Here is a 24,134-nt window from a genome sequence, read left to right as displayed (position 1 = left end):
CATCTGTCAGAAGAGGGACGGCTTCCTGGCCTGGGGGCGGCGCCAGATGGTGCCGGCGAAGGGCTTCACCAGCAGCAGGCCCGCGACGAAGCCGCCCACGTGGGCCCAGAAGGCCACACCGCCGGCGCCTTCCGGCGTGCCGAGGCCGCCCAGGAGCTGGAAGACGAACCAGATCCCGAGGAAGAAGATCGCCGGGACCCAGATGAACTTCAGGAAGACGAAGATCGGGATTACGGTGAGGACGCGGGCGCGCGGGTAGAGCAGGAAGTACGCGCCGAGGACGCCTGCGATCGCGCCGGAGGCACCGACCATCGGGATCTGCGACGCCGGGTCGAAGCCGACCTGCGCCGCGGCGGCGCCGATCCCGCAGAGGACGTAGAAGCCCAGGAAGCCGAGGCGGCCCATCGCGTCCTCGACGTTGTTCCCGAAGATCCAGAGGAAGAGCAGGTTGCCGCCCAGGTGGAGCAGCGAGCCGTGGGCGAACATGCTCGTGAAGATCGTGAGCACGGGCGGCAGCCCGACGGGCGCGGAGTCGGCAGGGGCGAACGCCCCCGGGACCATGCCGAGGAAGCGGATCGAGTCGACGAACGAGGGGGCTTTGGCGATCTGCCAGGCGAAGACCGCCACGTTGGCGGCGACGAGGGCGATCGTCACGAGCGGGAATCGTCGTACGGGGAGGTCGTCCTTGAGGGGGAGCACGTCTTCTGGCGATCCTTGCGTGGGGCCCAGGGCGTATATCACGCTTCCCACCCTGACAGGGTTGTCGTGGTTCTCGATCGGAGCCCGAGGGGCCGACGAGCGGGGCCCCGTCGTTCTTGCGATGGATTCAGCCGTGAATTCAGTGATTTGCCGGATTTTTTTCCGGGTGGGTTGATCCCGGGCGCGCATTTTGCAAAATTGCCGCGCCCACGCTCGAATGAGGGGTAGATCACACCCCGAATCCGCTTCCCCGGAGACCGGCCAGATGAACCACCTCAACCAGCGCACCGTGAAGTCGAAGGTGAGCTGCACCGGCATCGGCCTCCACTCGGGCACGCCGATCACGCTCTCGCTCTGCCCCGCGCACACGGGCACCGGGATCGTCTTCGTCCGCACGGATCTGCCGCAGCACGTCGAGATTCCGGCCCGCGCCGAGTACGTGGTCGACACCCAGATGGCGACCACCATCGGCAAGGACGGCGTCCGCGTCGCGACCATCGAGCACCTGATGGCCGCCCTCGCGGGCCTCGGGATCGACAACTGCCGCGTGGAGGTGGACGGCCCCGAGGTCCCCATCATGGACGGCTCGGCCGCGCCCTTCGTCTACCTGATCCGCTCGGCGGGCATCGAGCTCCAGCGCGCCATGAAGCGCTTCCTCGTGATCCGCAAGCCGGTCACGGTGAAGGAGGGCGACAAGCAGGCGACCTTCCTGCCGGCCTCGCAGTTTTCGGTGTCGTTCACCATCGACTTCGACCACCCGCTGATCTCGAACCAGTCGTTCCGCATGGACTTCAGCGACCGCTTCTTCGACCGCGAGATCTGCCGGGCCCGCACCTTCGGCTTCTACCGCGAGGTCGAGATGCTGAAGAAGATGGGCCTCGCCAAGGGCGGCTCCATCGAGAACGCGATCGTCGTCGACGACTTCAGCATCCTCAACCCGGACGGCCTTCGCTTCCCGGACGAGTTCGTGCGCCACAAGATCCTCGACTCGATCGGCGACGTCTCGCTCCTGGGCATGCCCGTGATCGGCCACCTGGTGGCGCACAAGTCGGGCCACATGCTCAACCACAAGCTCGTCACCCAGGTCCTCGGCGATCCGTCGACCCACGACGTGCTCGAGGTGGGGGAGCAGAAGGAGCTCGAGCGCCTCGACATCCGGCTGCCGGCCTGGGGCGGACTCGAGCAGGTCGCCTGAGCCGCGGCTGAAGACCGATTCCCTGTGTCATTCTTCGTCTCGCGGTCTCGCGAGACGAAGCGACCTCCTCGCCAACTCTCGTCAGTGCAGCGGCGCGCCTCCCGGCTCGGCGATGAGCGGCTCCGGTGGTGCGCGCTCGAGGCGCTTGCGATCCCAGCCGCCGAGGTCGGCCGCCGCCTCGTAGGTGCTCTGCAGGAACGCGAGCAGCGTCTCCCGCGGGTTCCGCGAGGTGCGGACCGCGGAGTAGGGGAGGACGAACTCGCCGAGGTCGTGGTCGAAGTAGGCCTCCTTCGGGAGCACGGGGGCCTCGCCGAAGCCGGCGGGCGCGGGCATGGCGTAGCTGTAGAAGGCGGGCTCGCCGAGGGACGCGTTGCCCGGCCAGATCCCGGCGCTGCTCTCCTCGTGGGTGAAGGACTCGCGGGTGATGACGTCGGCGTCCGGCATGGGTGGGGCCCGCTTGCCGGAGAAGCGCGTCACCGCGAGATCGAAGGTGCCCCACCAGAAGAGCACCGGGCTGCACTTGCCCTGGAAGCGGGAGCGGAACTCCTCGAGCACCCGCTCGGTCGAGAGCAGGATCTGCCACCAGCTGTAGGCGGCGTGGGGATCGTAGGATGCGTGGATGCGATCCTCGCGGAACGGGAGCCCGTTCTTCTCGAGCGCGAGCTCGCAGGGCCGGTCGCTCAGCTCCACCTCGATCCCGAGGCTCTCCAGAACGGTGAAGAGCTCGGACCAGAAGTCGGCGACGCTCCTGGCGACGAGGGGGAGCGAGCGGACGACGCCTCGGCTGGTACGGACCACCAACGCGTGGTCGACGAAGTCGAAGGCGATCTCGAAGCTGCCCCCGTCGCAGCGCATCGGCAGGGTGTGCATGCCGCGGGTGTCGAGGCGAAACGCGACGTTCCACCAGTGGTTCACGAGCGGGGTGAGCGCGAGCTGGATCTTGCCGACGATCTGGCTGTAGCGCAGCAGCGTGTCGTGGGTGTCCTTCCAGGATTCGTAGGGAAGCTCCGGCCAGCCTTCCGACATCGCTGCCTCCTCGAGATGGATGCTCGAAGGAAGGCTAGTCACGGTCTCGCTTGGTCGAGGGCGGCCAGGCTGGCGAGCGATCCCGGGTCTGGCGGGCCCACGAGCCTCGGGCGAGCGCCCGGGACGTGTGGAGGAATCGGCCCTGCGAGGGCAGGGCCGATCGCCTCGCGGCGTCAGACGCCCACGGCGTGGCGGCACGCGTCGATCGTGACGCGCGCGGTGTGGCGCGCCCGCTCGGCGCCCATGCGCAGGATCGCCTCCACCTCCGCCGGGTTCTTCTCGAGCTCCTTGCGGCGATCTCGCGAGTCGGCGAAGTGCTTGTCGAGGGCCTCGTGGAGCCGCTGCTTGGCGTGGCCGAAGCCGATTGCGCCCGAGCGGTAGTCGGCCTCCATCGCCGCGACGTCGGCCTGGGACGCCACGAGCTTGTAGATCGCGAAGACCGTGTCGTTCTCGGGATCGAGCGGCTGGCCGAGGGGCACGGAGGTGGTCTTGATGCTCATCACCTTCTTCTTGAGCGCCGAGCCCTCCTCGAAGATGCCGATGGTGTTCCCGTAGCTCTTCGACATCTTCTGGCCGTCGAGGCCGGGGACCTTCTTTCCCGGCGCGAAGTGCGCCTTGGGGAGCTTGAGGACCTCCTGGCCGCCCGCGTAGGCGTTGTTGAAGAAGCCGGCCATGTCTCGGGCGAACTCCACGTGCTGGACCTGGTCCTCTCCCACCGGCACCAGGCTCGCCTGCTGCAGGAGGATGTCCGCCGCCATGAGCACCGGGTAGGTGAGCAGGCCCGCGTTCGCCGCGATCCCTCTCGTGACCTTGTCCTTGTAGGAGACGCCCTTCTCCAGGAGGCTCACCGGCGTGATCGTGGCGAGGAACCAGGCGAGCTCGTGGACCTCGGGGACGTCGCTCTGCCGGAAGAAGACGGCCTTCGCCGGGTCGAGTCCGAGGGCCAGGTAGTCGAGCGCCACGTTGTGGGTCAGCTCGCGAAGCCGATCGGCGTCGCGGAGCGTCGTGAGCGCGTGGTAGTTCGCGATGAAGTAGAAGGCCTCGGCCTGCGAATCCTGGAGCTGGATGTGCTGCTGGATGGCGCCGAAGTAGTTGCCGATGTGCAGCGTGCCCGAGGGCTGGACGCCCGAGAGGATCCGGGCCTGCGAGGGTGCGGAGGTGCTCATGGGCGCGACTCTACCGCGATCTCCTTCGAGTGAAGGCTGGGAAGACGCGTGCCGGGCATTTCCCTTGACCGTCCGGCTGTTAGCGCCGAGGATTCCACGCTTTCCGGGCGCCTGGCCGCCCGATGGAGACACGATGAATCGCTTGCTCGTCCCCCTGGCCGCGGTGCTGCTCGCCGCCGTTGCAGGTTGCAGCAACACCTCCTCCGTTGGAGCCAATGGGGGCGTCGCAGGCGCCGCTGCGCGTGGCACCGCCGAGGATCCCTCCACCGTCGTCGCCACGATCGGCGACAAGAAGATCACCCTCGGCGACCTCGACAAGTCGATCCGGGGCAAGCTCTCGACCCTGGAGCGCGAGCACCGCCAGAAGCTCCACGAGCTGCGGCAGGGCTCCCTCGAGGGGATGGTCGCCAAGCAGCTCATGGAGGCCGAGGCGAAGAAGCGCGGCATGAGCGAGGAGGACATGCTCCGCGCCGAGGTCGAGGGGAAGACCGCTGCGCCCTCCGACGAGGAGATCCGGGCGTTCTACGACCAGAACGCCGGCGCCCCGGGCCTGCCGCCGTTCGATCAGGCGAAGGAGCGGATCGGCCAGTTCCTCACCGCGCAGAAGCAGCAGAAGGCGGTCATGGACTTCCTGGACAAGCTGAAGACGGACGCGAAGGTGGAGATCACCCTCGCCGAGCCCGAGGCTCCGGCGGTCCACGTGGAGGCCATCGGCCCGAGCCGCGGCGCGAAGGACGCGCCGGTGACGATCGTCGAGTTCTCCGACTTCGAGTGCCCGTTCTGCAGCCGCGCGAACGCTACGCTCACGCAGGTCGAGGAGGCCTACGCCGGCAAGGTGCGCGTGGTCTTCCGCGACTACCCGCTCCCGTTCCACGCGAGCGCCCAGAAGGCCGCCGAGGCCGGGCACTGCGCCGACGAGCAGGGCAAGTTCTGGGAGCTCCACGACAAGATGTTCGGCAACCAGCGTGCCCTTGGCGTGGACGAGCTCAAGGGCTACGCCAAGGAGCTCGGCCTCGACTCCGCCAAGTTCGACGCCTGCCTCGACGGCGGCAAGATGGCGGAGAAGGTCTCGGCGAACGCTGAGGCCGGCGAAGAGGCCGGTGTCACCGGCACGCCCGCCTTCTTCATCAACGGCAAGCTGCTCTCGGGTGCGCTCCCCTTCGACGAGTTCAAGAAGGTGATCGACGCCGAGCTCGCGAAGGCCGGCGTCAAGACCGCGGAGAACTGAGCCAACGCCGCGCGCCTGCTCTCGATGGGGAGTGAATGCGGCGCGCGAAGGTTCGGAAATCTTGCTAGAAGAGGCCGGACGCGCGCCCCCTGGGCGACGATCCGGCCTTTTCGATCGTGAGAGGCGAGGGGTCTTCCGAAGAGGCCCGCCCGCCAAAGAGGCGAAGAATGAGCGGTGTAGGGAGCGAGAGCAGCAAGCCCCTTTCCGAGCGGCGGGCGAGCCGTCCGATCCGACTGGGCAAGCTGGCGGTGGGCGGTGACGCGCCGGTTTCGGTGCAGTCGATGGCGACCACGGACACCCGCGATCGCCAGGCCACGATCGATCAGTGCCGGATGCTCCAGGCCGCGGGCTGCGACGCCGTGCGCGTGGCGGTGCCTGACGACGACGCCGCCGACAACCTCGGCGCGATCGCCAAGGCGGTGACCATCCCGGTGATCGCGGACATCCACTTCAACTACCACCTGGCGCTCCGGGCGATCGAGGCGGGGGTCGCCGGCGTGCGCGTGAACCCCGGCAACATCGGCGGGCAGAAGCGGGTGCGGGAGGTGGCGAGGGCCGCGAAGGAGCGGGGGATCCCGATCCGCATCGGCGTGAACGGCGGCTCCCTCGAGAAGGAGCTGCTGGAGCGCTACGGCTACCCCGCGCCCGAGGCGATGGTGGAGAGCGCCGTCCGCCACATCCGGATGCTCGAGGACGAGGACTTCTTCGACATCAAGGTCTCGCTCAAGGCCTCGGACGTGCCGACGATGGTGCGCGCCTACCGCCTGGCGGCGAAGACCTTCGACTACGCCCTCCACCTCGGCGTGACCGAGGCGGGCACGCTCCTCCAGGGTTCGGTGAAGAGCGCGGTCGGCATCGGCATGCTCCTGGCCGAGGGGATCGGCGACACGATCCGCGTCTCCCTCACCGCGGATCCGGTGGAGGAGGTCAAGGTCGGGATCCACCTCCTGAAGTCGCTTGGGCTTCGCGACGGCGGGATGACCCTGGTCTCCTGCCCGACCTGCGGCCGCTGCTCGGTGGACATGATCACCGCCACCCAGCGGATCGAGAAGGCCCTCGAGAACGTCAGCGAAGAGGTCCACGTGGCCGTGATGGGCTGCGAGGTGAACGGCCCCGGCGAGGCCCGCGAGGCCGACGTCGGCATCGCCTACGGGCACAACAACGTGGGCCTGCTGTTCAAGAAGGGGAAGGTCGTGCGCCGCTTCGCCGCCGACGAGCTGGAGGAGGCGCTGGTCGCCGAGGTCCGCTCCATCGTCGAGGAGCGGAGCGGGAAGCTTCCCATCGTGAATCAGTGAAGCGTAATTTCACTTTTGGTTGAACCGATTCCGTATTTGCGCCGGCCCTCGAGAGGGCCCTGATTCGAGATTCGCCATGCGACTGTCCCGAGCCTTCATCCCGACCCTCAAGGAGATCCCCGCCGACGCGCAGGTGGTCTCGCACCAGCTCCTCCTGCGCGCGGGCTTCATCCGCCAGCTCGGCGCGGGCATCTACTCCTACCTGCCGCTGGCCCAGCGCTCGCTGAAGAAGGTCGAGCGGATCGTCCGCGAGGAGATGGACGCCATCGGCGCCCAGGAGTTCTTCCTGCCTGCGCTGCACCCGGCGGAGATTTGGAAGGAGTCGGGCCGCTGGGAGGTCATGGGCGACAACATGTTCCGCCTCAAGGACCGCAAGGGCGGGGACTACTGCCTCGGGATGACCCACGAGGAGATCTTCACCTCCATCGCTCGGAGTGAGATCCGCTCGTACCGGGAGCTGCCCCAGACCTGGTACCAGATCCAGACGAAGTTCCGCGACGAGCCCCGGCCGAAGTCGGGCCTCCTGCGCGTGCGCCAGTTCACGATGAAGGACTCCTACTCCTTCGACGTGGACCAGGCCGGTCTCGACGTCGCCTTCGAGAAGCACCGGGTCGCCTACCACCGGGTCTACTCGCGGTGCGGCCTCGCCTTCGCCGCCGTGGACGCGCACTCCGGTGCGATGGGCGGCAGCAAGTCCACCGAGTTCATGGTCCGCACCGACGCGGGCGAGGACAACATCGCGTACTGCCCGAGCTGCGATTACGCGGCCAACGTCGAGAAGGCCACGAGCCGCGTGGGCCTGATCGCCGACGGGCCGGGGCTGCCCGCGCCGGAGAAGTTCGCGACCCCGGGCGTGCGCACGATCCTGGACCTCGAGCAGCCGCCGTATCACGTGGAGGCGAAGCGCCAGCTCAAGACGCTCGTCTTCGTGGCCGACGGCCGCACCGTGATCGCGGTGGTCCGCGGCGACCAGGAGATGCACGAGGCCAAGCTGCAGACCGCCACCGGCGCCCAGGAAATTCGGCCCGCCTCCGTCGACGAGATCGTCGCGCTGCTGGGCGCCCGCCCGGGCTCCCTCGGCGCCGTCGGCACGAGCGGCAAGGAGGTCTACCTCGACACCAGCCTCGTGGGCCGCAAGGACATGGTCACCGGCGCCAATGAGGACGACCACCACCTGCGCGGCGTCGACGTGGACCGCGACCTCGCCCACGCCCGGCTCGCGGATCTGCGCACCGTGCAGGCCTCGGAGGGCTGCCCCTCCTGCCCCGGCGAGATCCAGGTGTGGAAGGGCCTGGAGGTCGGGCACATCTTCAAGCTCGGCACCCGCTACTCGGAGTCGATGGGCGCCACGGTCCTCGGGCCGGACGGCAAGTCGACGCCGATCGTGATGGGCTCGTACGGCATCGGCGTGGAGCGGATCATGGCCGCGGCCATCGAGCTGCACCACGACGAGAACGGGATCGTCTGGCCGATGTCGATCGCGCCGTACCAGGTCTCCCTCGTGGCGCTCCAGATGAACGACGCGGCGGTGGTCGAGGCCGCGGAGAAGCTCTACGCCGAGCTCGGCGCCGCCGGGATCGAGGTCCTCTTCGACGACCGCGACGAGCGCGCCGGCGTGAAGTTCAAGGACGCCGACCTGGTGGGCCTGCCGATCCGGATCGCCGTGGGCAAGAAGGCCCTCGCCGAGGGCAAGGTGGAGTGGAAGCTGCGCCGCGGCGGCGAGGTCGAGCTGGTGTCCGTCGGCGAGATCGCGGCGAAGGTCCGCGCGACCGTCGCCGAGCTGACGCCTGCCGCGGTCGAGCCGCGCCGCTGACCCGATCGGGGGCCCTTCCTGGAGCCGTCGCCGGAGGTGCCGGCACGGCCCGGAGCAGGCTGCGGGCCCCCGATGACCGATCGGGAACGATGTCTTCGAGACGGCTCGCCCCAACCGGGCGCCGTCCCCTTGTCCGGACGCCTTCCGCGTGACGAAGCTTGCCACCTGAGGGGGAGGCGGGGGCATCCTGCCCTGCCCGCGAATTGGGGGGCGGCGATGGACAAACGGTGGGGCTGGGTCGGGGGAGCGCTCCTTCTGGGGGCCTGTGCGTCGTCGCCCGGGGTCCGCCCCGACGCGGCGCGGAACGGGGCCCCGGACGCAGATCGCGTCCATCCAGCCGAGGCGAAGCGGGCCGACGAATCGGGCGACGCGAGGCGGCCCGAAGGTCCCTCGAAGAGGGTCGGCGATCCGGGCGAGCCGGTGCGGGACGACGATCCGGGCGGCGCGAAGCGGGTCGAAGAGGGCATCCGCTTCGTGGATCGCGAGCTCGGCTTCGAGATCCAGCGGCCGGCGGGGAGCGAGTGGAGCTTCGCCCACGGGCACGAGGCGCCTGGCGGTATCCAGGTGCCGGTGATCGTGAGCCACGCCGCCACGGGAGCCCAGGTGGTGGTGCAGGTCGCGCCCCAGGTCGCGCCGGCCCAGGAGTTCGCGGAGCGGTTGGCGGTGGGGCTCCGCACCAAGCAGGGTTTCACCACCACGGTGCCGGAAGCCACGGCGAACGGCTCGAACTTCCTCTTCTCGCTCGGCGATCAGATCCACGGCAGGGTCGCGGTGATCGCGAGCGACGATCGCCTCTACGTGCTCCTCGGGACCTGGCCCGCGAGCGCGCCCTCCAACGTTGCCCGCGACGTCGACGCGATCATGCGGAGCCTGAGGACCGCGGTGATCACCGAGGCGACGCGCTGACGGCGCGTTGAAGAAATCGCCCCCGCGGAGCGGGAGCGATTCCTTCATCTCGCGCTACGCGCGAGAGGCGCCTTCTTGCGTTTGCTCGCCTCCGGCTCGCTCAGTGATCCACGGAGACCGCGGTGCCGCGACTCGGCTTGCCGAGCAGGATGACGAGCGGCACCGTGCAGAGGATCAGGGCGGCGGTGAGCGTGAAGGTATCTCCGAAGGAGAGCACCGACGCCTGCTGGTTCACCATACCGTCGAGGAGGGCCAGCGCCTTCTGCCGCGCGGTCTCCGGATCGAAGCCCTTGGCGACGAGGCCGCCGGTCAGGGTGCCGAGGCGCTCGAGCACACCGGGGTCGCCTGCGCCCAGCTTCTCGACCAGCACCGTGCGGTGGAAGGCGTTGCGCTGGGCGAGAATGGTGGTGAGGAGCGCGACCCCGATGCTGCCGCCGAGCTGGCGGGTGAGGGCGAAGAGGCCCGTGGCCTTGGAGATCTCGTGCTTGGGGATCGGTCCGATCGCCGCGAGGGTCAGCGGCAGGAACATCATCGAGGTGCCGATCGAGCGGACGATCAGCGGCCAGAAGAGGCTGTCGGCGCCGGTCTGCGGGCTGAGGCGGGAGAGCATCATCACCGCTGCGACGAGGACGAGGGAGCCGACGGTGAGGAGGATCCGGGGATCGACCTTCCGGTTCAGCCGGGCCACGAATGGCATCGCCGCCGCAGAGGCCAGGGCGCCGGGAAGCATCAGGAGCCCGGTCTGCTGCGAGTCGTAGCCCATGATCATCTGGGCGAAGAGGGGCAGGGCGAAGAGCGCGCCGTAGAGGGCCATGCCCACCACGATCGAGAGGATGCTGCCCGCCCAGAGGGAGCGGTGCCGTAGCACCCGGAGGTCGACGATCGGCCGGTCGGAGCGCAGCACCCGGATCGCGAAGAGGGCGAGGCCGAGGACGGCGCCGATGGCCAGGGCCACGATGAACGGCGAGTCGAACCACTCGTCCGACTGCCCCTCCTCGAGCATCGTCTGGAGCGAGCCGAGGCCGATGGCGAGGAAGGAGATCGCGAGCCAGTCGATGCCGCCTCTGGCGCGCTCGGAGGGCTCGTCCTTGGGCAGGTAGATCAGGCACATGAGCGCCGCGAGGATCCCGACCGGCACGTTGATGAAGAAGATCCACCTCCAGCCGACGTGGGTGACGATGAAACCGCCGAGGGTGGGGCCGAGCACCGGGCCGGCGATCACGATCGCGCTGAAGAAGCCTTGCGCCATCGCCTGCTCCTCCTTCGGGAAGGTCTCGAAGAGGATGGCCTGCGCCTTGGCCAGGAGGCCGCCGCCGCCGAGGCCCTGGAGCACCCGGGCGACGATCAGCGTGGGGAGGTTGGTGGAGAGCCCGCAGAGGACGGAGGAGAGGGTGAACGCGATCAGGGAGAAGACGAAGTACGGCTTCTTGCCGAAGCGCTCGCCCAGCCACGCGGTCATCGGGAGGATGATCACGTTGGCGACGGCGTAGCTCGACACCACCCAGCTCACCTGCGTGAGCGTGGCGCCGAGGGAGCTCTGGATCTCGCGCAGCGCTACGTTGACGATGCTGGTGTCGACCAGCTCGAGCAGCGCGCCGATGGCGACCGCCGCGGCGATCATCCACTTGTTCTGCGCCCGCGGGATCGCGGGCGACGCGGCGAGGGTGGCGGCCTTCGCCATGGCCTACCCCCGGGTATCCACGGTGAGGTCGACGTTCATCCCGGGCCGCAGCGGAAGCCCGGAAGGCACGCCGTCGAGCCGGACGCGGACGGGAACCCGCTGAACCACCTTGGTGAAGTTCCCGGACGCGTTGTCGGGCGGCAGCAGCGCGACGCGGGCGCCGGTCACGGCGGCCAGGCTCTCGACCGCTCCCGTGAGCTCGACGCCGGGGAAGGCGTCCACGGAGACCTTCGCGTGCTGCCCCGGGCGCATCTCGGAGAGCTGGGTCTCCTTGAAGTTGGCCGTGACCCAGACGTGATCGAGGTCGACGAGCTGGCCGATGGGCTGGCCGGCGGAGAGCATCTGGCCCACCGCCACCGTCTTCTTGGAGATCACGCCGTCGTGGGGCGCGACGATGCGGGTGTACGCGAGCTCGAGCGCCGCGAGGTCGCGGGCGGCCTGGGCCACGGCGACCTGTGCGTGGGCCGTGCTCGCACGGGCGCGGGCCTGGCCGACGACGGAGTCCACGTCCCTGGATTGCTCGAGGCGGGCGGCAGCCTCTGCGGTTCGGCTCGAGGCCTGGGCGGCCGATGCCTGCAGGGAGGAGAGGTGCGCCCGGGCCTGATCGAGCGAGGCGGCCGCGGTGTCGAAGGCCGTGGTCGCGCGATCCACGTTGGCCTTCGAGAGGGCGCCCTTGGCGAAGAGCGCCCGGGCCCTCTCGAGGTCGGACTCCGCTCGCGTGCGCGCTGCCGTCGCCGACGCGATCTGGGCCTCGCCCTCGGCGATCTGGCTCCTGGAGGCGGCGACGCCCACCCTGGCGCCCTGGAGGCTCGCCTGGGCGAGGGAGCGGCCGCCGGTGGCTTGGGCCTCCACCACCCGCTCATCGGCCTCCGTCGCCGCTGCGGTCGCCTTGGCGGCCTCTAGGGTCGCCTCGGCCTGGGCGAGGCGCGCCCGCGCCGGATCCGGGTCGAGCTCCACCAGGAGATCGCCCGCCTTCACGGCCTGGTTCTCGACGAAGTGCAGCGCGACGACCACGCCGGAGGTACGGGCGGGGACGGAGACGATGTCGGCGTCGACCTGGGCGTCGTCGGTCGACTCGAGTCCCCGGTGGAGCAGGAACCAGCCGAGCGCCGCCACCAGGGCGAGGCCGACGGCAGCGCCGAAGCCGAGGTTCCGGAGCTTGCTCTTGTTGCGGGGAGGGGGTGGGGGAACTGCGCTCGGCCCGTTCGCGGGCGAGGGTTCGATGGCCAGTGCGGACGACATCCGATGGGCTCCATGCGGCCGGACGGTCGCGAGAGAGCGCTGCTCTTCGTTCGCTCCGCCTCCGGCTCGGCGAATGCTCGTTGCCACAACAACCGGCGCTTGTAAAGGCAACCATTCGTTGCGATAACTTGCCCATGCCCCGCACTCCGGACAAAGAGCCCGGCCCTCGCCCTGCCGGGGCGAATCCGTCTCCAAGGCGGACGGGCGAGGCCAGGGTGCGGGGCCGTAGCGCGCGGGTGGTCCAGGACGTGCTGCAGGCGACCATCGAAGTGCTCGGCCGCCAGGGGTACGCCGCGTTGCGCGTCGACGAGGTCGCCGCCCTAGCCGGGGTGAACAAGACCACCGTCTACCGGCGGTGGCCGACCAAGCTCGAGCTGGTCTCTGCCGCCTTCCACGAGATCGCCGATCGGGCCATCGTGGCGGTCGACACAGGCTCGTTGCGCTCGGACCTCCTGGCGTTCTTTCGGGCCCGGTCGGAGGCCTCGTCGCCGGCGCGCGCCGCGATGATCCGGCTCATCACCACCGAGAGGGCCAACCCCGAGGTCGCGGCGCTGGCTCGCAGCCGGTGGGAGGAACACCTCGGTCGCGTCTCCGCCCTCGTCGAGCGGGGCGTCGACAGGGGCGAGCTCCCGGCGGGGACCGACGCGGCCCTGGTGGCGGAGGTCATCGCCTCGGCCAGCTACGTCCGCTTCCTGCAATCGGGGCAGAAGGCCGAGGGGCCGTTCCTGGAGGCCGTGATCGACCTGGTCCTGCGCGGTGCCGTCGCACGGCCGAATCGCGAGGATGGGGGCTGACTCGGGCCCGGCTTCATGTTACCCGCCGAACGCAACCCGGAACCCGGAGGCGTACCATCGCAGCCTTGACCATCGTCCTCGCCCTCTTCGGCGCCCTGGCGGTCTGCCTCTTCGGCATGAAGATGATGTCGGAGTCGCTCCAGCGCGTCGCCGGGGCCCGCCTCCGCGATCTCCTCGGCCGGATCACTTCGAATCGCTTCAAGGGCGTGCTCACCGGCATGGTGGTCACGAGCGTGATCCAGTCGAGCACCGCGACCACGGTGATGGTCGTCAGCTTCGTCTCGGCGAGCCTGATGACGCTCACCCAGGCGATCGGCGTGATCATGGGTGCCAACATCGGCACCACGCTGACCGGCTGGATCATCGCGACCTTCGGTTTCAAGTTCAAGATGGCCGCGGTCGCGCTCCCGGCCGCCGGCGTCGGCCTCCTCCTGGGCTACCTCCGCTCGCAGAAGGCGAAGGAGTGGGGCGACGCGCTCCTCGGCCTCGGCCTGCTCTTCCTCGGGATCGGCCTCTTGAAGGAGTCGATCCCGCCCCTCGAGGATCCCGCGCAGCTCGACTTCCTCAAGAGTCTCGCCCAGCACGGCTTCCTCTCGATCCTCCTCTTCGTGTTTGTGGGCTGCGCCCTCACGGTGATCTTCCACTCGAGCGCCGCGACCATGGCCCTCACCCTGACCATGGCGGCGATGGGCTGGATCTCCTTCGAGATCGCCGTCGCCGTGGTGCTGGGCGAGAACATCGGGACCACGGCCACCGCCAACCTCGCGGCCATCGGCTCGTCCACCGAGGCGAAGCGCGCCGCGCGGGTCCACCTCTTGTTCAACGTGATCGGCGTTATCTGGTCGCTCGCGCTGATGAACCTCTACCTGCTCCCGATCGTGGACTGGCTGGTCCCCGGCGACCGTCACGTGGATCTGCTCGCCCTCCACAACGATCCGAAGGCCCTCGCGGCCGCGTCCGGCGTGATCACGCTCAAGCTCGCCGCGGTTCACACCGTGTTCAACGTGACGAACACGCTCTTGATGCTGCCCTTCGTGAAACAGCTCGAGAAGATCGTCACCCGCTGGGTCCCCAGCCGCGGAGCGGGCAAGAGCCGCCTCCAGTACCTGACGCCAATGGGCATCGAGGCGCCGGAGCTCCTGCTCATCCAGGCGGGCAAGGAGATGCAGCACATGACCGAGGTCGTGCGCAGCATGTTCGGCGACGCGATGCGGATCCTCACGAACGCCGGCGACAAGATGGGGCCGCTGGTCCAGGCGACGATCGAGAAGGAGGACGAGGTGGACGATCTGGAGCGGGAGATCTCCGAGATCCTCACCCGCTCGACCACCTCCGGCACGCCGCCCCAGACCGCCCGCAAGATCGCCGAGATGATGGAGAACACCCACCGCCTCGAGCGGATCGGGGATCACTGCTCCGTGCTCGTGCGGATCGCGCGTCGGAACCTCGAGACGGGCTCGCGCTTCGTCGACGCCGATCTGGAGAAGCTGAAGGGCCTGGGCCAGCTCGTGGACGAGGCCCTCGCGAACCTCGGGAGCTACGTGTCCGGCGGTGTCGGCGCCGCGGCCGTCTCGGAGGAGATCGAGCAGCGGGTCGACCAGACTCGCCGCCACCTGCGCGCGGATCACATCGAGCGCATGAAGATCACCACCGAGGGTGTGCAGGCGAACCTGGCCTTCCTCGACGCGATCACCCACCTCGAGGAGGTGGCGGATCGGGTCGTCGGGATCATCCGGCGCTCCGAGCAGACCCGCCGCGAGGCCGGCGAGCGCGCCTTCGGCGAGGCGCCCATGGCGCAGCCGGGTACCGCCGCCTAACGCACCGGCTCCCGGCCGTGGCGATTCGTGCCCACTTCGTACGGCGCATGACGGGGCCGACCCTCGAGCAGAAGCCGCCCGGGCGACCCTGGCGTGACGCGCCGGAGCGGCGCGTCACGCGCGCGAGCGCATCCGGTACTACGATGAGGCCTCGTGCCACAACCCTTTGCTCAGTTCGGCACGCGGGCGCTCGTGTTCGAGATGTACCGAGCGGCCTTCACCTCGGGGGGGCGTCATACCGCACCTTCGATCGGGCACTGGGGGGTCCTCGAAACCGAGGTAGGCTCGGTATCGCTCGTCTCGTCACAGGAATCCACGCGAAGCTATGACCCTTCAGGAATATGACGTGGTTCGCCTACGACGGCCGTTGTTCGAACACAACCTTAGTGCAGGTGCGCTAGGGACAGTCGTAATGGTGTTCCAGGACCCACCTGCGTTCGAGGTTGAGTTCTGTGACAAGGACGGCGTGACGCTCGCGCTGGTGACGCTCAAGGAACCGGATCTGGAAAAGCTTCATCAATAGCGGCAGAAGGCATCGTCTCGTCGTCGAGAGCGCTCCAATTCTTCCCCAGGCGCGCAGGCTCAACGTCCGCGGCCAGATCTACCTGGACTTCGATGGCGGAGGCAGCGTCTGTAACGCGTCCTTCGACTTCAAGGAGAACCTGCTCGAGAGTCAGCGTCGTTGGAGAACCGGTCGTCGAATAGGAGCCGTGTTCATGAGAAGAGACGAGGAACAGTATCTAGCGTGGCTCGACGATCTCGCTGGCGGCAGTGCCCGGCGGGTCTACGAGATCACCGACCCCGGAGAGGTTCCTCCGGTCCTGGCGATTGTCTACGACGACATTCCGGACCCCGGCCTGAGCACTGGCTTTACATTCGGCTTATCGGGCGTAAGTCGTCCAAATTGGAAGGGCGGTCTCAATCGGTGAACGCACCACGGGGTGCGTCTGTGGCACCCTCCGCCTGAGAGGTGCCGACGAATGTGGGCTCGTAGCAAGGCAAGTCGGCTGACCATCGACGATCACCTGGAGCTCCATCGCCGGTTCCGAAATGGCGATTCGCTAGCTGTCGCCGCGGCGGCGGTTGGGTGCTCGGCGAAATCGGTCCATCGCCTCCTCCGTAAGACAGGCGGCGTGGCCCCTCGGGCCCCCACGCGGTCGGAGGCAAGGCTCTCCGTGGTCGAACGCGAGGAGGTCTCACGCGGCATCCAAGCCGGCGAGTCGTTCCGAAAGATCGCCACGAAGATCGGGCGCGCGCCGTCGACGGTATCGCGCGAGGTCCGGGCGGCTGGGGGGCGTGAGGCGTACCGGGCGCACCTCGCTGAGAAAGGGGCGCGCCAGCGAGCCCGTCGGCCCAAGCCCTTCAAGCTCGTGGAGAACGCCGGGCTTCGCCAGGCGGTAGAGGAAGGCCTGCGCCAGCGGTGGTCGCCGCAGCAAATTGCTGCGAGGCTGAAGGTCGACCACCCCAAGGCCCCCGAGCTTCGCGTGTCACACGAGACCATCTACAGCTCCCTTTTCGTGCAGGCCCGCGGGGCTCTCCGGAAGGAACTCGCCACCTGCCTTCGGACGGGACGAACCCGGCGGCACCCGGGCAAGCGCACCGATCTCAGGGGCAAGATCAGCGACATGGTGATGATCAGCGAACGGCCGGCGGAAGCCGAAGACCGCGCGGTTCCTGGGCATTGGGAAGGCGATCTGATCATAGGGAAGGACAGCAAATCGGCGATCGGTACGCTGGTCGAGCGCAAGAGCCGTTTCGTGGTGCTGTTCCCCTTGCCTAACGGGAGGACCGCGGAGGATGTCCGCAAGGCGCTCGCCGCCGAAGTTCGGCGCCTCCCAGAGTGCCTCCGGCGCTCGATCACGTGGGACCAGGGGAAGGAGATGGCTCAGCACACTCGCTTCTCCGTTGAGACGAACGTCTCCGTCTACTTCTGCGACCCGCACAGCCCCTGGCAGCGAGGCAGCAACGAAAACACCAACGGGCTACTCCGCCAGTACTTCCCCAAGGGCAAGGACCTCAGTGCGTACACCCGACGAGAACTCAATACGGTGGCAGCTCAACTAAACGGACGCCCAAGACAGACGCTCGACTGGAGGACGCCGGGTGAGGTATTCAGCACATTCGTTGCGTCGACCACTTGAGACCGCCAAGTTTAGTCGGCCCGAGTTGATGATCTCCGTTCGTTCCATGGACCACGCATGGACATGGTGCATCGGGGAGATCGTGCGCAACTACCGCCAGGAAATCGATTTTTCGTTTGGTACGGTCCTCCATTTCGGGCAGCAGATTTCCGACGAAAGCCCGATGACGTCCTTTCTGATTTTCACAAGCACGCTTCTGGATGCAGACGAACAGCGGACTGCACTCTCTGAATGGACGATCAAGCTGTCGCAACTCTACCCGATCTACCAACAGGAGGCCGCAGTTATCGATGAGGTTGGTGTTGAGAGATTCTTCTGGGGGCTTGGCATTGATTTTGATGACGTCAGGCGGCCTCCGGTGAAGTGGCCTCAGCCCTGATTCACGAGGTCTGCCAGCAAACTGCAGAGGGTGAACGCGTTGTCGCGGTGATTCCAGGGAGGATCGAGCCATGAGCCAGAGGGACGCACGACAGCTCCGGCGGATGCTAACGTGCATCTCTGGGACGAGACAAGGGGGCGTTGCTCTCGTAGAGGTGGCGGATAGTCTGATATTTCTTCGGGATGCCCTCGAAAACGTCGAGGAGAGCTGGTCAGACGAGTTCACCTCACATGTTGCTACGCTCGAATCGGCGGGAGTTGCCACATCGGCGCAGATCGAGCGTATGGGGCCTCAACACCAAGCCATCGTATCAGGCGCTCTCGATGCGCTTGAGGCGATGGTGAAGGCGAGGTACAGCACCTCCATCCACGAGTGCCCCACCAAAGACGACGACGCGTGATCGGTTCGAGTGCTCGTCCGGGACGATCGAGATGTACGAACAGGCTTTCGAAGTGGCGTCGCTCGAACGGACCGATGGTGGACAATGGTCCGTAGGAGGCCGAGCGCACCTTGACGTCGCCCTGGGTGACGTCCTCGAAACCTCCGTTACGGGTGGAGGCAGGGTTCTGGTCGTAGGGCTCGCGACCTACGGGAGGACTACCGATCTTCTCTCCAAGATGATGACCGGAACACTCATCGTCGAAGGCGAGATACAGGAGCCGCTGGCCGCGCTTTTTGCTCAGAGGTAACCCGCCGTTTGCTGGCCGGCTCCGATCAGTCGTCGGGATCGGACGAGGGCGGCGGGACGCCGAGCTCCTTGGCTCGCGTCTGGATGGTGGAGCGGGCTAGGTCGAGCTCCCGGGCTGCCGCTCGGCGGTTGCCCTTGTGACGCCGGAGGGCCTTGAGTGTCGCCTCCATCTCGATCTGGGAGAGGGTCTTCCCCGGGAGGGCGACATAGGTGTCCTCGTCCTCGGCGAGGACCGACTCGGACGTCGCGTGCTCGCCGGCGACGTCGAAGCTCAGGTCGGCGGGGCCGATCGTCGGGCCGCGGCGCAGCAGGAGGGCGCGGGCGAGGACGTTCTTGAGCTCGCGCACGTTTCCGGGCCACGAGTGGGCCTCGAGGCGGGTCAGGGCCTCCGGCGTGAGCAGCGGCGGGGCGCCCCTGGGCGCGTGGGCCTTCGCGAAGCGCTCGGCCAAGACGCCGACGTCCCCCGGGCGGCGGCGCAGGGGCGGGAGCTCCACGCGGATCACCGCGAGGCGGTAATAGAGGTCTTCACGGAACGTGCCCTGCCGCACCATGGCGCGCAGATCGCGGTGGGTGGCGGCCACCACCCGGGCGTCGACCCGGAACGGCCGGGAGGATCCGACCCGCTTGATCTCGCCGAGCTCGAGGGTGCGCAGGAGCTTGGCCTGGAGGTCGGCCGAGAGCTCGCCGATCTCGTCGAGGAAGATCGTCCCTCCCGAGGCCTCCTCGAAGGCGCCCTTGCGGGCGTTGGTGGCGCCGGTGAAGGCGCCCTTCTCGTGGCCGAAGAGCTCGCTCTCGATGAGCTCGCGCGAGATCGCTGCGCAGTTCACGGGGATGAAGGGGCCCTTGGACCGCTCGCTCCTGGCGTGGATGGCGGAGGCGACGAGCTCCTTTCCCGTGCCGGTCTCGCCGAAGATCGCGACCGGGGCCGCCGAGGGAGCCACGCGCTCGATCAGGTCGAAGACCTCCCTCATGCACGCGGCCTCGGAGACGATCCCCTCGAATGCCGCGGGCTCCTTGCCCTTTGCCACCTCGACGCCGATCTCGGTCTCGCCCAGGCGTAGCCAGGCGCCGGGGGTGAGCTCGGCGTGGCCGACGCGGATCCCGTTCACCCAGGTGCCGTTGGTGGAGCCGAGGTCGTGCAGGAGGATTCGGCCGCCGTCTCGGACGATCCGGCAGTGGACGCCCGACGCGAAGGCGTCGTCGAGGACGACGGCGCAGCCGGGATCCTTGCCGACGACCACTTCGCCCTCGAGGGGCACGGTCCTCTCGGTGCCGCCGGAGCGGACCCGGAGGAGGACCGGCTCGTCCAGCTTTCGGGATGCGCCCACGTCCCTGGTGAATTCGCCGACGAGGTCGTTGCGGGTCTCGCCGTGCGTCGGGCCCGCGGCTTCGCGGAAGAGCGCACGGTAGTCGCCGAGCCAGAGCTCGCTGCCTTCGGAGAGCGGCGTCTCGTCGACGGTTCCGGACGCCGTTCGCAGGCCTCGGCCGGAGAGATCGATGGCGACGAAGCGGCCGTCGCGGCGCTCGACCAGCGCTTGCCGCCTCGAGACCTCGGGGTGCGGGATCGCGATATCCGCGCTCGCCCCCCGTCCGATCACCATCGAATGCTGGTCGAGGAGCACCCGCATGAGCTCCTCGCCTCGGCGAAAGAAGATCAGCTCCGCCATCGATGTCACCCCTCCCCGATGAAACGCGCTTCCCGGAAGGGTAACACAGGACACGGACCCGCCGTGTCATCCGAGCCGTGTTGGCACTGGGGCGATCGATCCCCGAGGGGGCCGGCAGGAGCCGGCCCGCGACCTCAGGGTCGGAAGCTCACGTGCTGGAGCTGGCCGTAGACGTTGACCGAGCGCCAGCCGTCGCTGCCCGCGGGGAGTGCGAAGTTGGCGGCGGTCTTCAGCAGCTCGTTCCGGTTCCACCAGTCGTCGGAGGGCTTGAGGAGCACCTTCCCGTTGATGGTGGACGCGAGGATCTGGGGCGAGAGGCGCAGCGTCGCCTGGACCTTCGCGGCGACGTCCTGTCCCTCGAGACCGAAGCTGTCCACGTCGGCCTTGCCCTCCTTGATCGCGATCTTCCCGTCGAGGGTCCCGAGGACCACCCGGGGCAGCTCGAAGTGCTGGATCTCGCCGCCGTTCAGAACGAGGTCCTCGCCCTTGATGAGCAGCTCGCCATCCGCCTTCGAGAAGTCGCCCTTCTCGGCGGTGAGGTCGAGGTCGAGGGTGGCCAGCTTTCCGACGAGGTCGAGCCCGGAGACGGACTTGAGCGGGCTGCGGGCGAGGTCGAAGCCGCTGGCGCGGGCGCGGATCACGAGCGTCTCGCCGGGGTCGACGCGGCCGCGGAGGCGTCCACCCCAGGCCGAGGCGTCGAAGGAGAAGGCCTGCTTGCCGCGAAGCAGGGCGAAGAGCTCGGCCTTCAGCGTGAGGGAGTCGATGTGGATTCCGCCGCCGGTGGCGACGACCTCGACCTCCTTGGCCTCTTCCTGCTTCCGGGCCTCCACGCTCTCCTTTTCCTTCGCCTCGCGTTCCTTGGCCTCCTTCTCGAGGAGCTCCTTCTTCTGGGCGTCGCCCTCGTAGGTCTTGGCGAGCTCGGCCTCCTTCTTCTTGGCCTCCTCGTCGGCCGCGCTCTCCTTCTCGTGGTGCTCCTTGGCAGCGCGCTCCTTCTCCTCGCGCTCCTTTTCCTCGCGCTCCTTTGCCTCGTCGACCACCGAGGTCGCGGCGACCGGCTCGTCTCCGGTGTGGATCACGACGTCGGTGAGCGTGACCCCGGTGAGTCCGGCCAGCCGGACCTTGCCGATTGAGAGCTTCAGGCCCAGCTGATCCCGCGCCTCCGCCACGATCCGGTCGCGTGCGGCGTCGTAGGGAAGGCCCACATAAAGGGCGCCGTAGAAGACGACGCTGAAGAAGAGCGGATAGCCCGCGCGCCGGGCCCAGGGCGAGGCGCGAAGTTTGTCGATCACGGTCATGATTGCGTCAGCTGGTAGGTCGAGACGGTGAAGTTCGCGTCGAGGAGGTCCGGGTTGTCGTTGCGGTGGCGCACGCGGAGCTTCTCGATCTTCACCAGGTGCGGGCTCTTCTCGATCTCGTTGAGGAAGTTGATCAGCGACTTCAGGTCGATCTGCGCGAAGCTCACCTCCACCGTCGAGCGCTGGATCCCGTCGCCCGCGGAGTCGGAGCCGCGATCCTGCATGTCTCCGATTGCGAGGCTCTGCTTCTTGGCGATGTCTTCGAGATAGCTGAAGAGGCGAACCGGCGTGCCGCGGATCCGGCTCTCGATCCGGGTCCGGGCGAGCTCGGCCTCACGGAAGCCCGCGGCGAGGACCGCGACCTTCTGGAGCTGCAGCCGCTTCTCCGCGATGCTCTCGTCGTGCTGGGCCATGGACTTGCGCATGGAGGCGAAGCCCATGAAGAGCACGGTGACGACGAAGGCGGAGAAGAGCAGGGCGAGCATGCGGCGCTCGCGCAGCGACAAGCTGGACCAGCTCTGGGTGGCCTTGTCGATGGCCGACTGGAAGGGAAGTGCCATGTCTCTCAACCTGCCTTGTCGGCGTTCTGCCCACAGACGTAGAGGGCGTCGAGGGTGAACTCGATCTTCTCTTCGCGATTCTTCTGGATGCGGCCGGGCTTCACGTCACCGATGCAGCGAGACTTCCGCAGCTCCGCCACCACCTGATCCACCGCGTCGAAGGAGTCGACGCTGCCGCGCAGACGGACCATGTCGAGCGTGGCGTCCACCTCGTCGATCCGGAGCGAGATCTCCGTGGGCGCCCGGCTCGCGGCCTCGGCGAAGACCTCCAGCGCCGACGCGGTGGGGATCTTCGAGGCGCTGGTGCCGCCGCCCTGGAGCTTGGACAGCGCCACGTTGAAGTCGGTCTCGCAGCTCCCGAGCACCCGCTGCGTGTGGTTGCACAGGGCGCGGTCGAGGGCCTCCTCCTCGTTCGTCAGGATGTGGATCCGCATCCACAGGCTCGCCCCTGCGAGGAGGAGAAGCACGGCGGCGAAGGCCGCCAGGCGGGAGACCTTGCCCTTCAGGTAGTCGAGGTCGCCGCGGAAGGCGAGCTCGCCCTTGCGGAGGTTGAGGAGGCGGCCGCCCCGTGCGTGGCCCCGCAGCGCGAGGCCGAAGGCCTGGGCGAGCGGGCCGTGGAGCTCGGGCGGGATCGTCTGGGCGCCTTCGCCGGGAAGCGAGGCGAGGCGCTCGACCGGGACGCCGAGCTCGCTCGAGAGGCGCTCGGCGAGGCCCTCCTGGGCCGCGAGCTCGCCCACGAGGAAGAGGCGGCGCAGCGGCAGCCGGCCGCGGGCCTGGGCCGAGAAGAGCGACTGGCGGAGCTCGCGGATCGCCGCCGCCATCCTGCCTTCGCCGGCGCCGCCCATCGAGCGGACGTAGACGAGACCAGGCAGCTGGCGGTCCCCGGCGGCGCCCCGGACGATCGAGAGGATCGTGCGCTCCCGGCCGAAGTCGACGAGCCCTTCCGCCTGGTCGGCGGGGAGGCTCCCGAGGGAGGCGAGCTCACCGAGGAGCGCGAGGTTCGCGAGGCTCGGGAGGGTCACGACCCTGGGGTCGACTCCGGCTTCACGCAGCGTGTCGACGAGCGCGCGGACCTCGTCGATGCGGGCCACGCCAACGAGGAGCTCGGTCTTTCCCTCCCGCTGCGACACGGGCTGGTAGTCGTAGATCACCTCGTCCAGGTCGAAGGGGAGGAGGTTCTCCACCTCGAAGCCCAGCGTCGCGTCGATCTTCTTCTGGTCGACGAAGGGGAGGGTGACGATCGGGGTGGTGGCCTGGCCGCCGGGAAGCGCCACGGCCACCACGTCGGCGCGCAGGCCGCCGAGGCGGCCGGCGAGCTCCGCCACCGCCCGGGCGAGGCGGTCGTCGCGGGCGTCCTCATTCGCGGGCTCCGCCGTCGAGGCCGGATCCAGCTCCGCCTCGGGGCTGGCCGGGGCGGGCGGATCGAGGGGCACGACGGCGTGCGCGGTCACCGCGTAGCCGCGGAGGCCCGCCTCCAGGACCACTGCCCTGAGCGTGTCCGTCCCCAGATCGAGGCCGATGATCTTCTGCGCCAAGCTACTCCTCCCTGTAATAGAGCACGCGTCCGAGCCCCTCGTCGGACCGCACTACGGTGACGAGGGTCTTGGTCACGTTACCGACCTGCCCCGTCGCCTGGATTCGAAAAGTCCCGCTGGAATCGTCGAGGAATTCGTTCTGCTTCGGGTTGTGCTTGATCTCGGGCCGGACCGCGATCCCGTTGGCCTCGAGGATGGCGACGAACTGCTCCACGCTCATCGCCAGGATCGGGAGCGGCCGCACCATCTGGATCTGCAGCTTGATCATCTCGATCACGAGGGGGTTGCTCAGCGCCGGATCGTTCGGATTGGCCGCGGCCAACGTGATGCACATGAGGAGCTGGAGCTGATCGTCCGTGTTGACGTTCAGCTTCGCGTTGACGTCGGGGAAGACCGTGAGCCTGTCGCCGAAGGCCGCCATGAAGGCGTCGGTGACCCCGGCCACCAGGTACACCTCTTCGAGGGAGTCGAAGAGGGCGTTCTTGGGCTTGTAACGGGGAGTGTAGCGCGTGTACATGCCCTCCTTGTCGCCGAAGCCCTGGCCGAAGAGATTCATGGGGGTGGTCGGGTTGAGGGTCGACGACGTGTTGCCCGAGGTGATCCAGTCCCGGAGGCGGATCACCATGTCCTCTCGGGAGATGCGCTCGCGGAGGGAGTTCTCCCGCTCGAAGAGGAAGTTCCAGCGCGGATCGTTCAGGAGGCCCAGGAGCGCCAGCCCCGTAGCGGAGGCTGCGGCCCCGAGGTTGTTCAGCTTGTTCACGTTGATCTTGGACTCTTCGTCCTTGATCTGGGCGGTGAAGCTCCCCGTGTAGCTCCCGAAGGTCTGAAGCCCCGCGGCGGGCACCGCCTCTCCCGGCCCGGGGATCCCGGACGGCGGCGGGAGGTCTGTCGAAGGGGCGCCGGCCGTGGCGTCGACGAAGGCGTTGATCGCCTCCGAGTCCACGGGGAGCATCTCCCAGATGCGGAGCTTCGGTATCTGCGGCATGCCCGGGATGTTCGGGAGGCCG

General features: G+C 68.3%; 23 protein-coding genes. 13 read left to right on the top strand and 10 right to left on the bottom strand.

The window, feature by feature from the left end; genetic code table 11:
- Nucleotides 1-6 precede the first annotated feature (6 nt).
- The gene (locus AKJ08_RS08510; protein WP_050725672.1) at nt 7-699 is read right to left on the bottom strand and encodes a rhomboid family intramembrane serine protease; all 693 of its coding nucleotides are present in this window, start codon (nt 697-699) and stop codon (nt 7-9) included.
- A 265-nt stretch (nt 700-964) separates the two neighbouring features.
- Here AKJ08_RS08510 and lpxC point away from each other — a divergent pair, with 265 nt between their 5' ends.
- Entirely contained in the window at nt 965-1,894 is a 930-nt protein-coding gene (gene lpxC / locus AKJ08_RS08505) for a UDP-3-O-acyl-N-acetylglucosamine deacetylase (protein WP_050725671.1), read from the top strand.
- Nucleotides 1,895-1,975: 81 nt separating this feature from the next.
- Here the strand turns inward: lpxC and AKJ08_RS08500 are convergent, their stop codons facing one another.
- Both AKJ08_RS08500 and trpS read right to left on the bottom strand, forming a co-directional pair.
- Entirely contained in the window at nt 1,976-2,920 is a 945-nt protein-coding gene (locus AKJ08_RS08500) for a DUF5996 family protein (protein ID WP_050725670.1), read from the bottom strand.
- Nucleotides 2,921-3,093: 173 nt separating this feature from the next.
- Nucleotides 3,094-4,086, bottom strand: a complete 993-nt coding sequence (gene trpS / locus AKJ08_RS08495) for a tryptophan--tRNA ligase (protein ID WP_050725669.1) — start codon at nt 4,084-4,086, stop codon at nt 3,094-3,096.
- Nucleotides 4,087-4,219: 133 nt separating this feature from the next.
- On the opposite strand from trpS, the gene AKJ08_RS08490 reads away from it, so the two are divergent.
- From AKJ08_RS08490 to AKJ08_RS08475, 4 genes are all read left to right on the top strand, one after another.
- On the top strand, nt 4,220-5,314 hold the full coding sequence (locus tag AKJ08_RS08490; protein ID WP_050725668.1) for a thioredoxin domain-containing protein: 1,095 nt from the start codon (nt 4,220-4,222) through the stop codon (nt 5,312-5,314).
- Between the two features lie 167 nt (nt 5,315-5,481).
- Complete coding sequence (gene ispG / locus AKJ08_RS08485) at nt 5,482-6,609, top strand: flavodoxin-dependent (E)-4-hydroxy-3-methylbut-2-enyl-diphosphate synthase (RefSeq protein ID WP_050725667.1); 1,128 nt, start codon at nt 5,482-5,484, stop codon at nt 6,607-6,609.
- A gap of 76 nt (nt 6,610-6,685) precedes the next feature.
- A complete protein-coding gene (locus AKJ08_RS08480; protein ID WP_050725666.1) occupies nt 6,686-8,422 on the top strand; it encodes a proline--tRNA ligase in 1,737 nt (578 codons plus the stop codon).
- 216 nt (nt 8,423-8,638) lie between these two features.
- Nucleotides 8,639-9,328: a hypothetical protein gene (locus AKJ08_RS08475; RefSeq protein WP_050725665.1), complete on the top strand. Its 690-nt coding sequence runs from the start codon at nt 8,639-8,641 to the stop codon at nt 9,326-9,328.
- Nucleotides 9,329-9,428: 100 nt separating this feature from the next.
- Here the strand turns inward: AKJ08_RS08475 and AKJ08_RS08470 are convergent, their stop codons facing one another.
- Both AKJ08_RS08470 and AKJ08_RS08465 read right to left on the bottom strand, forming a co-directional pair.
- The gene (locus AKJ08_RS08470; protein ID WP_050725664.1) at nt 9,429-11,009 is read right to left on the bottom strand and encodes a DHA2 family efflux MFS transporter permease subunit; all 1,581 of its coding nucleotides are present in this window, start codon (nt 11,007-11,009) and stop codon (nt 9,429-9,431) included.
- Between the two features lie 3 nt (nt 11,010-11,012).
- Nucleotides 11,013-12,251, bottom strand: coding sequence for an HlyD family secretion protein (locus AKJ08_RS08465; protein ID WP_050725663.1), 1,239 nt, complete (start codon nt 12,249-12,251; stop codon nt 11,013-11,015).
- A gap of 215 nt (nt 12,252-12,466) precedes the next feature.
- Between AKJ08_RS08465 and AKJ08_RS08460 the strand changes: the two genes are divergently transcribed.
- The 8 genes from AKJ08_RS08460 to AKJ08_RS08430 all read left to right on the top strand — a co-directional run bounded on the left by AKJ08_RS08460 (nt 12,467) and on the right by AKJ08_RS08430 (nt 18,071).
- The gene (locus AKJ08_RS08460; RefSeq protein ID WP_169788781.1) at nt 12,467-13,045 is read left to right on the top strand and encodes a TetR/AcrR family transcriptional regulator; all 579 of its coding nucleotides are present in this window, start codon (nt 12,467-12,469) and stop codon (nt 13,043-13,045) included.
- A gap of 65 nt (nt 13,046-13,110) precedes the next feature.
- Complete coding sequence (locus tag AKJ08_RS08455) at nt 13,111-14,862, top strand: Na/Pi cotransporter family protein (RefSeq protein ID WP_050725661.1); 1,752 nt, start codon at nt 13,111-13,113, stop codon at nt 14,860-14,862.
- A gap of 325 nt (nt 14,863-15,187) precedes the next feature.
- Nucleotides 15,188-15,385, top strand: a complete 198-nt coding sequence (locus AKJ08_RS08450; protein ID WP_050725660.1) for a DUF4926 domain-containing protein — start codon at nt 15,188-15,190, stop codon at nt 15,383-15,385.
- Between the two features lie 193 nt (nt 15,386-15,578).
- Nucleotides 15,579-15,791 carry a hypothetical protein gene (locus AKJ08_RS19215; protein WP_157370574.1) on the top strand — a complete coding sequence of 71 codons (213 nt, stop codon included), beginning with the start codon at nt 15,579-15,581 and terminating at the stop codon, nt 15,789-15,791.
- Between the two features lie 51 nt (nt 15,792-15,842).
- Entirely contained in the window at nt 15,843-17,003 is a 1,161-nt protein-coding gene (locus tag AKJ08_RS08445; RefSeq protein WP_082342944.1) for an IS30 family transposase, read from the top strand.
- Nucleotides 17,004-17,031: 28 nt separating this feature from the next.
- A complete protein-coding gene (locus AKJ08_RS08440) occupies nt 17,032-17,382 on the top strand; it encodes a suppressor of fused domain protein (RefSeq protein WP_050725659.1) in 351 nt (116 codons plus the stop codon).
- A gap of 70 nt (nt 17,383-17,452) precedes the next feature.
- Complete coding sequence (locus tag AKJ08_RS08435; protein ID WP_050725658.1) at nt 17,453-17,782, top strand: hypothetical protein; 330 nt, start codon at nt 17,453-17,455, stop codon at nt 17,780-17,782.
- 31 nt (nt 17,783-17,813) lie between these two features.
- Entirely contained in the window at nt 17,814-18,071 is a 258-nt protein-coding gene (locus tag AKJ08_RS08430) for a hypothetical protein (RefSeq protein ID WP_050725657.1), read from the top strand.
- A 25-nt stretch (nt 18,072-18,096) separates the two neighbouring features.
- On the opposite strand, the gene AKJ08_RS08425 is transcribed toward AKJ08_RS08430, so the two are convergent.
- The 5 genes from AKJ08_RS08425 to AKJ08_RS08405 all read right to left on the bottom strand — a co-directional run bounded on the left by AKJ08_RS08425 (nt 18,097) and on the right by AKJ08_RS08405 (nt 24,112).
- On the bottom strand, nt 18,097-19,737 hold the full coding sequence (locus AKJ08_RS08425; protein ID WP_050725656.1) for a sigma-54-dependent Fis family transcriptional regulator: 1,641 nt from the start codon (nt 19,735-19,737) through the stop codon (nt 18,097-18,099).
- Between the two features lie 134 nt (nt 19,738-19,871).
- Nucleotides 19,872-21,026: a type II secretion system protein GspN gene (gene gspN, locus AKJ08_RS08420; protein WP_169788780.1), complete on the bottom strand. Its 1,155-nt coding sequence runs from the start codon at nt 21,024-21,026 to the stop codon at nt 19,872-19,874.
- Nucleotides 21,027-21,028: 2 nt separating this feature from the next.
- Nucleotides 21,029-21,592: a type II secretion system protein GspM gene (gspM, locus tag AKJ08_RS08415; protein ID WP_050725654.1), complete on the bottom strand. Its 564-nt coding sequence runs from the start codon at nt 21,590-21,592 to the stop codon at nt 21,029-21,031.
- Between the two features lie 5 nt (nt 21,593-21,597).
- Nucleotides 21,598-23,127 carry a type IV pilus biogenesis protein PilM gene (pilM, locus tag AKJ08_RS08410; RefSeq protein ID WP_050725653.1) on the bottom strand — a complete coding sequence of 510 codons (1,530 nt, stop codon included), beginning with the start codon at nt 23,125-23,127 and terminating at the stop codon, nt 21,598-21,600.
- Nucleotide 23,128: 1 nt separating this feature from the next.
- Nucleotides 23,129-24,112: a type II secretion system protein GspK gene (locus AKJ08_RS08405; RefSeq protein WP_050725652.1), complete on the bottom strand. Its 984-nt coding sequence runs from the start codon at nt 24,110-24,112 to the stop codon at nt 23,129-23,131.
- Nucleotides 24,113-24,134 lie beyond the last annotated feature (22 nt).

Source organism: Vulgatibacter incomptus (genome assembly GCF_001263175.1).
Taxonomy (GTDB): domain Bacteria; phylum Myxococcota; class Myxococcia; order Myxococcales; family Vulgatibacteraceae; genus Vulgatibacter; species Vulgatibacter incomptus.
Note: the sequence above shows the minus strand (reverse complement) of the source record. Positions and strands in the feature narration are given on the sequence as shown.

What these genes read in the sequence shown, in the direction of transcription:
- gspM (WP_050725654.1), bottom strand. Translation starts at nt 21,592, where the DNA reads ATGGCACTTCCCTTCCAGTCGGCCATCGACAAGGCCACCCAGAGCTGG.
- AKJ08_RS08470 (WP_050725664.1), bottom strand. Translation starts at nt 11,009, where the DNA reads ATGGCGAAGGCCGCCACCCTCGCCGCGTCGCCCGCGATCCCGCGGGCG.
- AKJ08_RS08430 (WP_050725657.1), top strand. Translation starts at nt 17,814, where the DNA reads ATGTACGAACAGGCTTTCGAAGTGGCGTCGCTCGAACGGACCGATGGT.
- AKJ08_RS08450 (WP_050725660.1), top strand. Translation starts at nt 15,188, where the DNA reads ATGACCCTTCAGGAATATGACGTGGTTCGCCTACGACGGCCGTTGTTC.
- ispG (WP_050725667.1), top strand. Translation starts at nt 5,482, where the DNA reads ATGAGCGGTGTAGGGAGCGAGAGCAGCAAGCCCCTTTCCGAGCGGCGG.
- AKJ08_RS08445 (WP_082342944.1), top strand. Translation starts at nt 15,843, where the DNA reads ATGTGGGCTCGTAGCAAGGCAAGTCGGCTGACCATCGACGATCACCTG.
- AKJ08_RS08435 (WP_050725658.1), top strand. Translation starts at nt 17,453, where the DNA reads ATGAGCCAGAGGGACGCACGACAGCTCCGGCGGATGCTAACGTGCATC.
- AKJ08_RS19215 (WP_157370574.1), top strand. Translation starts at nt 15,579, where the DNA reads ATGAGAAGAGACGAGGAACAGTATCTAGCGTGGCTCGACGATCTCGCT.
- AKJ08_RS08440 (WP_050725659.1), top strand. Translation starts at nt 17,032, where the DNA reads ATGATCTCCGTTCGTTCCATGGACCACGCATGGACATGGTGCATCGGG.
- AKJ08_RS08480 (WP_050725666.1), top strand. Translation starts at nt 6,686, where the DNA reads ATGCGACTGTCCCGAGCCTTCATCCCGACCCTCAAGGAGATCCCCGCC.
- lpxC (WP_050725671.1), top strand. Translation starts at nt 965, where the DNA reads ATGAACCACCTCAACCAGCGCACCGTGAAGTCGAAGGTGAGCTGCACC.
- AKJ08_RS08500 (WP_050725670.1), bottom strand. Translation starts at nt 2,920, where the DNA reads ATGTCGGAAGGCTGGCCGGAGCTTCCCTACGAATCCTGGAAGGACACC.
- AKJ08_RS08490 (WP_050725668.1), top strand. Translation starts at nt 4,220, where the DNA reads ATGAATCGCTTGCTCGTCCCCCTGGCCGCGGTGCTGCTCGCCGCCGTT.
- AKJ08_RS08405 (WP_050725652.1), bottom strand. Translation starts at nt 24,112, where the DNA reads ATGCCGCAGATACCGAAGCTCCGCATCTGGGAGATGCTCCCCGTGGAC.
- trpS (WP_050725669.1), bottom strand. Translation starts at nt 4,086, where the DNA reads ATGAGCACCTCCGCACCCTCGCAGGCCCGGATCCTCTCGGGCGTCCAG.
- AKJ08_RS08425 (WP_050725656.1), bottom strand. Translation starts at nt 19,737, where the DNA reads ATGGCGGAGCTGATCTTCTTTCGCCGAGGCGAGGAGCTCATGCGGGTG.
- AKJ08_RS08475 (WP_050725665.1), top strand. Translation starts at nt 8,639, where the DNA reads ATGGACAAACGGTGGGGCTGGGTCGGGGGAGCGCTCCTTCTGGGGGCC.
- AKJ08_RS08465 (WP_050725663.1), bottom strand. Translation starts at nt 12,251, where the DNA reads ATGTCGTCCGCACTGGCCATCGAACCCTCGCCCGCGAACGGGCCGAGC.